At 74.7% G+C, this 11,971-nt stretch carries 8 protein-coding genes; 4 read left to right on the top strand and 4 right to left on the bottom strand.

Going from position 1 to position 11,971, the window contains the following annotated elements; genetic code table 11:
- Positions 1–3: 3 nt before the first annotated feature.
- The 4 genes from IE271_RS02345 to rsmH form a co-directional block, all read right to left on the bottom strand.
- The gene (locus IE271_RS02345; protein ID WP_190188395.1) at positions 4–1,524 is read right to left on the bottom strand and encodes a UDP-N-acetylmuramoyl-L-alanyl-D-glutamate--2,6-diaminopimelate ligase; all 1,521 of its coding nucleotides are present in this window, start codon (positions 1,522–1,524) and stop codon (positions 4–6) included.
- Positions 1,525–1,769: 245 nt separating this feature from the next.
- Complete coding sequence (locus IE271_RS02340; RefSeq protein ID WP_190188394.1) at positions 1,770–3,758, bottom strand: peptidoglycan D,D-transpeptidase FtsI family protein; 1,989 nt, start codon at positions 3,756–3,758, stop codon at positions 1,770–1,772.
- Positions 3,759–3,766: 8 nt separating this feature from the next.
- Positions 3,767–4,282, bottom strand: a complete 516-nt coding sequence (gene ftsL / locus IE271_RS02335) for a cell division protein FtsL (protein WP_190188393.1) — start codon at positions 4,280–4,282, stop codon at positions 3,767–3,769.
- 145 nt (positions 4,283–4,427) lie between these two features.
- Positions 4,428–5,432 carry a 16S rRNA (cytosine(1402)-N(4))-methyltransferase RsmH gene (rsmH, locus tag IE271_RS02330; RefSeq protein ID WP_190188392.1) on the bottom strand — a complete coding sequence of 335 codons (1,005 nt, stop codon included), beginning with the start codon at positions 5,430–5,432 and terminating at the stop codon, positions 4,428–4,430.
- 445 nt (positions 5,433–5,877) lie between these two features.
- Here rsmH and IE271_RS02325 point away from each other — a divergent pair, with 445 nt between their 5' ends.
- The 4 genes from IE271_RS02325 (at position 5,878) to IE271_RS02310 (ending at position 11,579) form a co-directional block, all read left to right on the top strand.
- Complete coding sequence (locus IE271_RS02325; RefSeq protein ID WP_190188391.1) at positions 5,878–6,435, top strand: beta-class carbonic anhydrase; 558 nt, start codon at positions 5,878–5,880, stop codon at positions 6,433–6,435.
- A 208-nt stretch (positions 6,436–6,643) separates the two neighbouring features.
- Positions 6,644–7,714 (top strand): AAA family ATPase, encoded by a 1,071-nt coding sequence (locus IE271_RS02320; RefSeq protein ID WP_373308686.1) that lies wholly within the window; start codon positions 6,644–6,646, stop codon positions 7,712–7,714.
- The gene (locus IE271_RS02315) at positions 7,714–9,093 is read left to right on the top strand and encodes a DUF58 domain-containing protein (RefSeq protein WP_190188390.1); all 1,380 of its coding nucleotides are present in this window, start codon (positions 7,714–7,716) and stop codon (positions 9,091–9,093) included. The genes IE271_RS02320 and IE271_RS02315 overlap by 1 nt, the downstream gene beginning before the upstream one ends.
- Positions 9,090–11,579, top strand: coding sequence for a transglutaminase TgpA family protein (locus IE271_RS02310; protein ID WP_190188389.1), 2,490 nt, complete (start codon positions 9,090–9,092; stop codon positions 11,577–11,579). The genes IE271_RS02315 and IE271_RS02310 overlap by 4 nt, the downstream gene beginning before the upstream one ends.
- Positions 11,580–11,971: the final 392 nt, after the last annotated feature.

The raw sequence follows: 11,971 nt of genomic DNA, 5'->3' as shown, positions 1-11,971 counted from the left end.
AGTTCATCCCTGGGTCTTCTGGATAGCTTCGCGAAGCACCTGGCGGTCGTCGAAGGGGCGGACGACGCCGGCGATGTCCTGGCCTTGTTCGTGGCCCTTGCCCGCGACGAGGACGGTGTCGCCGGGCCGGGCGCGGGCGACGGCCGCGGCGATGGCGGCCGCCCGGTCCTCGAAGACCTGGACCTCGCCGCGCTCGTGCGACGGCACCCCGGCGGCGCCCGCGAGCATGGTGGCGAGAATCGCCAGGGGGTCTTCCGAGCGGGGGTTGTCCGAGGTCAGCACGGCCGTGTCGGCCAGGCGGGCCACCGCGGCGCCCATCGGCATCCGCTTGGTCCTGTCGCGGTCGCCGCCGCAGCCGAGGACGACGTGCAGCCGCCCCTCGGTGACCTTGCGCAGCGCGCGCAGCACGGACTCGACGGCGTCCGTCTTGTGGGCGTAGTCGACGACCGCGAGGAAGTCCTGGCCGGCGTCCACGCGCTCCAGGCGGCCGGGCACGCCGGGGACGGCGGCCACGCCGTCGGCGGCGGTCTGCGGGTCGATCCCGGCCACGGCCAGGGCGGCGATCGCGGCGAGGGTGTTGGCCACGTTGAAGGGGCCGGGCAGCGGCGACCTGGCGGCGATCCGCTCGCCCTTGGGGCCGATCGCGGTGAACGTCGAGTCCAGCCGGCCGACCTCGACGTCCACGGCGCGCCAGTCGGCGTCCGGGTGCCCCTCGGCGGAGAAGGTGACGACGGGGACGCCGGCCTCCTTCACCAGCCGGCGGCCGTACTCGTCGTCGAGGTTGACCACGCCCTGTTTGCTGCGCCTCGGCGTGAACAGCTGCGCCTTGGCCCGGAAGTAGTCCTCCATGTCGGAGTGGAACTCCATGTGCTCCGGGCTGAGGTTGGTGAAGACGGCGACGTCGAAGACGCAGCCGTCCACCCGGCCGAGGACCAGCGCGTGGCTGGAGACCTCCATGGCGACCGCGTCCACGCCGCGCTCTCGCATGACCGCGAACAGCGCCTGGAGGTCGGTGGCCTCGGGGGTGGTGCGCTCGGACTTGATGCGCTCGTCGCCGATGCGCATCTCGACGGTGCCGATCAGCCCGGTGTTGCGGACGGTCCTGAGGCCGCCCTCCATCAGGTACGCCGTCGTGGTCTTGCCCGAGGTGCCGGTGATGCCGATCTGCAGCAGATCGCGGCCGGGGTGGCCGTAGACGGTGGCGGCCAGCTCGCCCATGCCGCCGCGCGGGTCGTCGGTGACGAGGACCGGCAGCCCGGCGGACGCGGCGCGCTCGGCGCCGGTCGGGTCGGTGAGCACGGCGGCGGCGCCGAGGCTTGCGGCCTGGTCGACGAAGTCGGCGCCGTGCAGCCGGGCGCCGGGCAGGGCGGCGTACAGGTCGCCGGGGCGCACGGCGCGGGAGTCATGGGTGATGCCCGTGACCTCGGCGGCGCCCTCCGGCGCGGGAACACCCAGCTGAGCGGCGAGGTCCGCGAGGGATACGGCGGTCACCCGCACCGGTCGCGGCGGTCCCGGATATGTCACAGGAACGCCCTTCTGGGTGGTTTGGGAAGGATCAGCGTGTGGCACGGCGGTGAGCGTACCGGGCCGACCCCCGCCGGAGCCAAAGCGGTGTGCGCGGACGGGGCCGTCCGGCGGAGCCGGGGACGCGCCGGGGGAAGGGGAGGGGGCCGGCCGGTTGCCCGGGCCGGGAGTGATCGTTGTCACGGGCGGTTCCTGGTCTGGATCACGGATGTGCGGTGCGGGCCGTCGTGGGCGCGGGACGGGGCTCAGGGCTTGAAGGTGACGGGCAGTCTCGCGGGGTCGGCGCCGGTGGGCGGGACCTGGAGGGTCTTGAGCGCGAACTCCATGACCTCCTTGTAGACGGGTCCGCAGATCTGGCCGCCGAAGTAGCTGCCCTCGGTGGCGTTCTGGATGGCGCAGTACACGGTGACGCGCGGCTGGTCGGCGGGGGCGAACCCGGCGAAGGAGGACGTGTAGCCCTTGTACTTCCCGGTGGCCGGATCCACTCGGTTCGCCGTACCGGTCTTGCCCGCGACGCGGTAGCCGGGGATGCGGGCCTTGGTGCCGGTGCCCTCCTCGTCGTCCACGACCGACTCCAGCATCCGGGCCAGGGTCTTCGCCGTCTTCTCGCTCACGACCCGCGTCTTCTCGGGCTTGTCGGCCGGGGTGAAACGTCCGTCGGCCCCCTTGGTGCCGCGGACGAGGGTCGGTTCGACGCGTACGCCGCCGTTGGCGATGGTGGAGTAGACGGAGGCCGCCTGCATCGCGTTGACGGACACGCCCTGGCCGAAAGGGATCGTGTACTGCTGCGAGGTGGACCACTGGGAGGGCGGCGCGAGGATGCCCTTCGTCTCGCCGGGGAAGTCCAGGCCGGTCTTCTCTCCGATGCCGAACTTGCGCAGGTACGAGTGGAGGACCCGGTTGGCCTCCTTCTGCGTCCTGCCGAGCTGCCCGGTGGCCAGGATGGTGCCGATGTTGCTGGACTTGGCGAGCACGCCGTTGAGCGTGAGGTACCAGGTCGGGTGGTCGACGTCGTCCTGGAAGAGGCGGTCGCCGCGGTGCAGCCGGTTGGGCACGGTGACGTGCGTGGCGGGGGTGGCGGCCCCCTCCTCCAGGACGGCGGCCATCGACATGACCTTGGCGGTCGAGCCGGGCTCGTAGGCGTCCTGGACGGCGGCGTTGCCCAGCGCGGCGGAGTCGGCCGAGGAGAGGTCGTTGGGGTCGAAGCCGGGCGAGTTCGCCATGGCGAGGATCTCGCCGGTCCGGGTGTCCTGCACGATCACGTAGCCGCGGTCCGCCCGGGACTTCTCCACCTGCTCGGTGATCGCGTTCTGCGCGGCCCACTGGATGTCGCGGTCGAGGGTCAGCTCGACGTCGGAGCCGGCCACGGCGGGGGTCTCCGTGGAGCCCGCCGTGGGCACCTGGCGGCCGCCTGACTGGGCGTAGCGGATCTGGCCGTCCTTGCCCGCGAGCTCCTTGTCCAGCTGCTGCTCGACGCCGCCGCCGCCCTTGCCCTCGGCGTTGACCCAGCCCAGTATCCCGGCGGCCAGGTCGCCGTTGGGGTACACGCGCTTGCTGCTGGGGTCGGACAGGACGCCGGCCAGCACGTTCACGGTTCCGGGGTCCTTGGTGGCCTTGGCCGCGAGGGTGGCCTTCAGGTCCTTGATCTGCTTCCAGACCTCGGGGGTCTGCCGGCGGGCGAGCAGGACGTAGCGGGTGTCCTTCTTGCGCAGCAGCGCGGCGAGGTCGGCGGCGTCCTCGCCGAGGATGGGCGCCAGGAGCGCGGCCGCCTGCTCCGGGGCGTCCGGGACCCCGGTCGCCTTCTCCGTGAACAGCGTGGGGTCGGCCGTGATGTCGTTGGCGTCCACACTGATCGCCAGCTCGACGCCGTTGCGGTCGGTGATGCCGCCGCGCTCGGCGGCCAGGGTGTGGGTGTAGTAGCGGTTCTGCGCGGCCTTGGCCGCGTACGCGTCGGCGTCGACGGCCTGCACCTGGAGCAGCCTGACCACGAACACGAGCATCACCAGCGTCAGCGCGAGGCCGACCAGCCGCAGCCGGGGCCTGGGGCTGCCGAGCCGGATGGTGCGCGGGCCCCCGGGGCGGCGGGAGCGCGGCCCCCCGCGCGCGGCCCCGGCCTGCGGACGGGACGGGCGCCGGGCGGGACGGGCGCCGGGACCGGGCCGCTGCCGGGTGGCGGGGCGGACGGGCCGTGCGGGCGGGGGCACCCGGCGGCGCGGCGGTTCCCTGTCGGACACTGTTCCGTTCACCTGCCGGGGGTGGTCGGGGGCTGGGCGGGGACGGCGGTGCCGGTGCCCGGGGCGCCGGACGGCGCGCCGGCGGGGTCCGGCACGGGAAGCGACCCCGGCATCTGCTGCGGGCGCACCGCGGGGAGGCGTACGGAGGACGGGTCGGCGCCGGCGGTGCCGGGCACGCCGCGCACGGTGCCGTCGGGGTCGAGGAAGACCGGGTCGCCGCCGGGCACCATGCCCAGTTCGAGGGCGCGGCGCTGCAGGGCGTCCGGGGCGGAGTAGGAGTCCACGTCCCGCTGCAGCGCCTGCTCCTCGTCGGTGAGGCTCTTGGTGTCCCGCTCCAGGTCGTCGAGGCGGAACGACCCCTCGCTGAGCGCGGAGTTCAGCACCAGCAGCCCGATCAGGCCGCCGCCGAGCAGCGCCACGACCAGCAGGACGAAGGGCGTACGGGCGGCGGAGCGGCCGCCCGCGGCGGGGAACAGCCGGGCGAGCCGGGCCCCCCTGCCCCTCAGCTCGGGCTCCTTGCTCATGCGCCCTCCCCCGCGGGTCCGGGACACAGGCGCGCGTCCCCGCCGCCCGGTACGGCCGGCTCCGCGCCGGGGCGCCCGGCGGTACGGACGAGGGCCGCGCGTCCCGTGCCGGGGTTCCGGAACGCCGCCCGCGCACCCCCTCGCGTCACTCCGCGTCCTCCCGGATGCGCTGGGCGCCGCGCAGCCGGGCCGGAGCGGCCCTGCGGTTCTGTGCGACCTCTTCCTCGGTGGGCAGTTCGGCGCCGCGCGTGAGCAGCTTCAGGCGGGGCTGGTAGCGCTCGGGCACGACCGGCAGGCCGGGCGGCGCGGTGGAGGCGGCACCGGCCGCGAAGACCTGCTTGACCAGCCGGTCCTCCAGCGAGTGGTAGGACAGCACGGCGATCCGGCCGTCCACGGCGAGCGCCTTCACGGCGGCCGGGACCGCCCGCTCCAGGACGGCGAGTTCGCCGTTGACCTCGATGCGCAGCGCCTGGAAGGTGCGCTTCGCGGGGTTGCCGCCGGTGCGCTTGGCGGCCTGCGGCAGGCTGTCGCGGATCAGCTCCACCAGCCGGGCGCTGGTGGTGAAGGGCTCCTTCTCGCGCTCCCGCACGATCGCTCCCACGATCCGCTTGGCCTGCTTCTCCTCGCCGTAGGCCCGCAGGATCCGCACCAGCTCGCCCGCCGGGTAGGTGTTGAGCACCTCGGCGGCGCTGACGCCGGTCGTCTGGTCCATGCGCATGTCCAGGGGGGCGTCCTGGGCGTACGCGAAGCCGCGGTCCGCCTCGTCCAGCTGCATGGAGGAGACGCCCAGGTCGAACAGGACGCCCTGGACGCGCGGCACGCCGAGCCGGGCGAGCACGTCGGGCAGCTCGTCGTAGACGGCGTGCACCAGGGTGGCGCGGTCGCCGAAGGGGGCGAGCCGCTCCCCGGACAGGCGCAGCGCCTCCTTGTCGCGGTCGAGGGCGACGAGCCGGGCCTCGGGGAAGCGGGTGAGCAGCGCCTCGCTGTGGCCGCCGAGGCCGAGGGTGCAGTCGACGACGACGGCGCCCGGCCTCTGAAGGGCGGGGGCGAGCAGGTCCAGGCACCGCTGGAGCATCACCGGAACGTGTCGGCTCTGCCCCTCCCGCCCGCCGCCGGCGCCCTCTCGAGGAAGCGCTTCGCGCCGTTGCATGTGGCCCTCTCAGGTCCGGCGCGGCCGTACGCACCGCCGGGTCCCCGCCCTTCCCGGCCTGCGCCGGGAGGTGCCCCCGGTGAGGGGGCGCGGCCCGCCGGCGCCGGGGAAGGGCGTCAGCCGACCGGGAGCGGGGGAGGCCGAGCCGTACGTACGCACCGCGCACGCGGGGAGATTCCGGCGTGTGCCGGACCCTCCGGGATGACAGTCGCGGGGAGAGCCTCTCGCCTCCCGCTTCGCGTCACTTTAGTCCACCCTGTCTTCCGGTCAATCAACCGGCCTGCGCGTCGCGGTTCCTCCGCCCCGAAGCCGCGGAACGGCCGGAATCCCCCATAAGGGCGAGATGTCGCCGACCCTGTGGGTTACCTCACAACAACGCTCGTTGACGTTCTTTGTCCCGTCTCACGACGGGCCGCCGGGCCGTGTGACCAGTAACGTCATAGGCATGACGACTTCTGCATCCGTTCCCGCCGAGCCCGAAGACGCCATGTCCCCCGCCGGTACGGTCACCGACCGTCTCGTCGAGGCCAACGGGCGCTACGCCGCCGAGTTCACCGACCCGGGCATGGACGCCCGCCCGGTGCTCCGCGTCGCCGTCGTGGCATGCATGGACGCCCGGCTCGACCTGCACGCCGCACTCGGCCTGGAGCTGGGCGACTGCCACACCATCCGCAACGCGGGCGGCGTCGTCACCGACGACGTGATCCGCTCCCTCACCATCAGCCAGCGGGCGCTCGGCACCCGCAGCGTCGTCCTCATCCACCACACCGGCTGCGGTCTGGAGTCGCTGACCGAGGAGTTCCGGCACGAGCTGGAGATGGAGGTCGGGCAGCGGCCGTCCTGGGCGGTGGAGGCGTTCCGCGACGTCGACCAGGACGTGCGGCAGTCGATGCAGCGGGTGCGCACCTCCCCCTTCCTGCTGCACACCGACGACATCCGCGGCTTCGTGTTCGACGTGAAGACCGGCCGGCTGCGCGAGATCGATCCCGTACAAAGCGCCTAAGACCCGGCATTTCGCCGGGAGTTGTCCACAGGCGAGTGACACGAACCGGTAACGGCAACAAGAATGCGGGTGTGGCGTCACGCGGAACTTTCCACGCGTGGTGTCCGTGTTTCGGGGTGGGCCGGTCCGCATCACAGAGCGACGGTCCGCGTGTTAGGGGTATCCCCCTGCTCCTCGTGGGGCTCGGGGAAGGGCCGAGGAGGGCCGGGTGACGACCTATGACGATCAGGCGAGCCATGGGGGCGCCCCCGTCCGGGCATATTCACGGGTGGGGGACGACCTGACCGCCACCGTGGACCGTGTCCGCGCCTCGGTGGAGGCGGTGATCGAGGGCAAGCCCGAGGTCGTACGGCTCTCCCTGACGGTGCTGCTCGCCGAGGGACACCTTCTGATCGAGGACGTCCCCGGCGTCGGCAAGACGATGCTCGCCAAGGCGCTGGCGCGGTCCATCGACTGCTCGGTGCGGCGCATCCAGTTCACGCCCGACCTGCTGCCCTCGGACATCACCGGGGTGTCCATCTGGGACCAGCAGCGCCGGGACTTCGAGTTCAAGCCGGGTGCGATCTTCGCGCAGATCGTGATCGGCGACGAGATCAACCGCGCCTCGCCCAAGACCCAGTCGGCGCTGCTGGAGTCCATGGAGGAGCGCCAGGTCACCACCGACGGGCAGACGTACGAACTGCCCAGCCCCTTCATGGTGGTGGCCACGCAGAACCCGGTGGAGATGGAGGGCACCTACCCACTGCCGGAGGCGCAGCGCGACCGCTTCATGGCCCGCGTCTCCATCGGCTACCCCAGCGCGGAGGCCGAGGTGGAGATGCTGGACGTGCACGGGGGCGTCTCCCCGCTGGACGACCTCCAGCCGGTGGCGCACGCGCACGAGATCGTGAAGCTCGTGGAGGCGGTCCGCGAGGTCCACGTCTCCGAGCCGGTCCGCAGGTACGCGGTCGACCTGGTCGCCGCCACCCGCACCCACCCGGACCTCAGACTCGGCGCCTCGCCGCGCGCCACCCTGCACCTGCTGCGCGCGGCGAAGGCGTCCGCCGCCATGGACGGCCGGGAGTACGCGCTGCCGGACGACGTCCAGTCGCTGGCCGTGGCCGTCCTGGCGCACCGCCTGCTGCCCACCGCACAGGCCCAGCTCAACCGCCGCACGGCCGAGCAGGTCGTCGAGGAGATCGTGCAGCGCACACCGGTGCCGGCCGCCCCGCAGCAGAGCGGCCTCGCCTTCGGCCGGGGCGGCCCCGCCTACGGCCGGCAGCAGCCGCGGAGGCCGTGATGGCCCCGGGGGCGCCGCCGGCCCGGGACGGGGAGCACGACAGCGGTGGGCTGCGCACGGCACTGGCCGGGCTCACCACCCGCGGGCGCTCCTTCCTGGCCGCCGGTGTGGCCGCCGCCGTCTGCGCGTACGTCCTGGGGCAGGGCGACCTGCTCCGGGTCGGGGTGCTGCTCGCCGTGCTGCCGCTGGTCTGCGCGGTCATGCTCCACCGCACCCGCTACCGGGTCGCGGGCGGCCGCCGGCTCTCCCCCGAGCGGGTGCCCGCCGGCTCCGAGGCCCGCGTCCACCTGCGCGTGGACAACGTCTCGCGGCTTCCCACCGGCCTGCTGATGCTCCAGGACCGGGTGCCGTACGTGCTGGGGCCGCGGCCCCGGTTCGTCCTGGACCGGATGGAGGCGGGCGGCCGCCGCGAGGTGTCCTACCGGGTCCGCTCCGACCTGCGGGGCCGCTACCCCCTCGGACCGCTGCAGCTGCGGCTCGGCGACCCCTTCGGCATGTGCGAGCTGACCCGCTCCTTCTCCACGTACGACACGCTGACCGTGGTCCCCCGCGTGCAGGCGCTGCCCCCGGTGCGGCTGAGCGGCGAGGCCACGGGGTACGGCGACGGGCGGCAGCGCTCGCTGGCGCTGGCCGGCGAGGACGACATCATCCCGCGCGGCTACCGGCACGGCGACGACCTGCGCCGGGTCCACTGGCGCTCGACCGCGCGCCACGGCGAGCTGATGGTGCGCCGCGAGGAGCAGCCGCAGCGCGCCCGCTGCACGGTGCTGCTGGACACCCGGACCGTCGCCTTCGAGGGGGCAGGACCCGACTCGGCCTTCGAGTGGGCGGTGTCGGGCGCGGCCTCCGTGCTGGTGCACATGCTGGGACGGGGCTTCTCCGTGCGGCTGCTGACGGACACCGGCAGTTCGGTGCCCGGGGAGGGCTCCGAGGGGTTCGCGGGCACCGGCCAGGAGTCGGCGGACGCGGCGGGACTGCTGATGGACACCCTCGCGGTGGTCGACCACTCCGACGGCACGGGCCTGTCCCGGGCGTACGACGTGCTGCGCGGCGGGACCGAGGGGCTGCTGGTGGCCTTCCTCGGCGACCTCGACGAGGAGCAGGCGGCCCTGCTCGCCCGGATGCGGCGGCGCAGCGGCGCGGCGATCGCCTTCCTGCTGGACAGCGGGGCGTGGCTGCGCGGCGGCGCCGCGGACGGACAGGACGGCGGACCCGACGGGACCGGAACGGCCGGGGAGCGGCTGCGGATGCTGCGCGAGGCGGGCTGGACCGCGCTGCCGGTGCCTCCGGGCGCGGAGCCGGCCGACCTGTGGCGCCGGGCCGACCAGCAGCGCGTGGGCGCGGCGTCCACGGGCGGCACGGCGGGAGGTGCCTCATGAGCGGACGGACCCGGCTGGCGGTGTGCGCCGCGGTGGCCACACTGGCGGCGGCGTGCGCGCTGCTGCCGCTCGTCGACCCGGCGACGTGGATCCTGCAGGCGGCGTTCCTGCTGGCCGTGCAGACCGGCGCGGGCGCCGCGGCGCGGCGCGTGCCGCTGGCCCGGACGCTGACGGTCGCGGCGCAGGCGGCGGTCACCCTGCTGCTGCTGACGCTGTTCTTCGCCCGCGAGCAGGCGCTCGCGGGCTTCCTGCCCGGCCCGGACGTGTTCCTGCGGTTCGGCGAGCTGCTGCGGACGGGCGCGGAGGACGTCGGGCAGTACGCGATACCGGCGCCGCTGACCGACGGCATCCGGCTGATGCTGGTCGGCGGCGTGGTGCTGATCGGGCTCGCGGTGGACGCGCTGGCGGTGACGTTCCGCAGCGCGGCCCCGGCCGGCCTGCCGCTGCTCGCGCTGTACTCGGTGGCCGCGGGGCTGTCGGACGGCGGCGCGGGCTGGCTGTGGTTCCTGCTCGCTGCCGTCGGCTACCTGGTGCTGCTGCTCGCGGAGGGCCGCGACCGGCTCGCGCAGTGGGGCCGCGTCTTCAGCGGCGCGCCGCGCACCCCTGCCGAGAAGCCGGCCGGCGGCACGGCGGCGCCGCTGCGCACCGGGCGGCGCATCGGCGTCGTCGCGCTCGGCATCGCGCTGGTGGTGCCGCTGGGCCTGCCCTCGCTCGACGGCGGGCTGCTGGACGGCGCGGGCGCCGGGGTCGGCACGGGCTCGGGCGGCGGCGGCACGATCTCCGCGGTCAACCCCCTGGTCTCCCTGCGCGACAGCCTGAACGTGGACGAGGACCGCGAGGTCATGTCGTACCGCACGAACTCGGAGGAGACCCAGGACCTGTACCTGCGCATCGTCTCCCTGGACGACTTCGACGGCACGGCCTGGAAGCCGGCCGTGCGGCGCATCAAGGACGTCCCCGAGTCCTTCCCGACCCCGCCCGGCCTCGCCGGCGACGTCCGGCGCACGGAGATCCGCACGAACATCGCGGCCGCGAACTGGTACGCGCAGGACTGGCTGCCCATGCCGTACCCGGCCAGCCGGGTCGACATCGACGGCCAGTGGCGGTACGAGGAGGTGGGCCGCACCCTCGTCGGGGACCACGGCCAGAACACGCGCGGCGCCCGGTACACGGTCGACAGCCTGGTGGTGCGGCCCACGGCGGCGCAGCTGGCCGACGCCCCGGAGGCGCCCGCGGACCTGCGGCGGGAGTTCACGCAGGTCCCGGAGTCGCTGCCGGGGGTGGTGGCGCAGACGGCGCGGGAGGTCACCGAGGGGGCTGCCAACGACTACGAGCGGGCGGTCGACCTGCAGGACTGGTTCTCCGTGGACGGCGGCTTCACCTACGACACGCAGGTGCAGGTGGGCAGCGGGTCCGCGGCCATAGCGCGGTTCCTGCGGGACAAGGAGGGCTTCTGCGTCCACTTCTCCTTCTCGATGGCCGCGATGGCCCGCACGCTCGGCATCCCCGCCCGGGTGGCGGTCGGCTTCACCCCCGGCTCCGCGCAGGCGGACGGCACGATGTCGGTGGGCCTGCGGGACGCGCACGCCTGGCCCGAGCTGTACTTCGAGGGCGTCGGCTGGACCCGTTTCGAGCCGACCCCGACCCGCGGCACGACCCCCGAGTACACGCGGCCGCAGTCGTCCGGCACCACCGTGCCGGACCCGGCGGTGCCCTCGGAGGAGGAGTCCGCGGAGCCGTCCGCCGCGCCGTCGGCGGACGAGAGCTGCTCGGTGGCGCAGCGGCGGCTGAACGAGCCGTGCGGCAGCCAGTCGCCGGAGGCGGCGGTGGGCGCGACGGACGACGGCCCGCCGTGGTTCCGGATCGCCCTCTGGAGCGCCGCCGGGCTCCTCGCGCTGGTGGTCCTCCTGTTGCCGCTGCTGTGGCGGACACGGGTCCGGGCCGTGCGGCTCGGCGCGTACGGCCGCGGCGCGCAGGGCGCGGCCGGACCCGTCACCGCGGCGTCGCCGCAGGCGGCCGCCGCGGCCCGGGACCGCGGCGCGCGGGAGACGGCCGGGCGGGCCCTCGCGACGTGGCAGGAGGTGACCGACACGGCCTGGGACCACGGCATCCTGCCGGACGAGTCGCTGACGCCGCGCGTCGCGGCCGCGCGGATCGCCCGGGCCGGCCGACTGGACGAGGCGGCCTCGGCCTCACTGCACCGGGTGGTGACCGCGCTGGAGCAGTCCCTGTACGCGCCGCGGCCGCGGCCGCAGGCGGGGCTGGCCGACGACGTGCGCCGGGTGACCGGGTCCCTGCGGGCCGCGGCGGGCCGCGGCACCCGCCTCAGGGCACTTCTCCTGCCGCGTTCGTCCGTACGGGTGGTCTGGGCCGTCGCCGACCGCTGGGCGGCGCTCAGGGCCCGGGTGATCACCCGCTGGGCGGCGCTGCGGCACCGGTCCTCCCGGGGAGGCGCGGGGACCACGGAGACCACGCCCACGGCCTGACACCGGCCGGCACCGGCAAGTCGGTGCGATGACCACGGATACCGGTCGTGGCGGTGGCGCCGCCCTCGGGGACGGCGCCACCGGCACGACCGACCGGGCACGACCGAACCGCGCCACACGCGCGTGGACGGATGCGGACGGATCCCGTCACCCGGGCACGAACAAAGCCCCCTGTCCCGCGAGCGCGGACACACTTCACGGGACAGTCCCACGAACGTGGGCACACTCCACGGGCCGGCCCCGCGGCGCGGACGGACCTCACAACCCCGTCCCGCGAGCGCGGACGGACTTCACGGACGGGGCCTCGTCGCCGGAACACGGGCGGATTCCGCCACACCGAACGCGGGCCTCAAGCCGGTGAGCGACGCGGGCGCCGCACCGGTGGGCACCGG

Source organism: Streptomyces minutiscleroticus (genome assembly GCF_014650875.1).
GTDB lineage: Bacteria > Actinomycetota > Actinomycetes > Streptomycetales > Streptomycetaceae > Streptomyces > Streptomyces minutiscleroticus.
This window is presented reverse-complemented; position numbering and strand designations above follow the sequence as displayed.

Excerpts from the sequence above, each read along its gene's own strand:
- ftsL (WP_190188393.1), bottom strand. The coding sequence starts at position 4,282 with ATGAGCAAGGAGCCCGAGCTGAGGGGCAGGGGGGCCCGGCTCGCCCGG.
- IE271_RS02310 (WP_190188389.1), top strand. The coding sequence starts at position 9,090 with ATGAGCGGACGGACCCGGCTGGCGGTGTGCGCCGCGGTGGCCACACTG.
- IE271_RS02315 (WP_190188390.1), top strand. The coding sequence starts at position 7,714 with ATGGCCCCGGGGGCGCCGCCGGCCCGGGACGGGGAGCACGACAGCGGT.
- IE271_RS02325 (WP_190188391.1), top strand. The coding sequence starts at position 5,878 with ATGACGACTTCTGCATCCGTTCCCGCCGAGCCCGAAGACGCCATGTCC.
- rsmH (WP_190188392.1), bottom strand. The coding sequence starts at position 5,432 with ATGCAACGGCGCGAAGCGCTTCCTCGAGAGGGCGCCGGCGGCGGGCGG.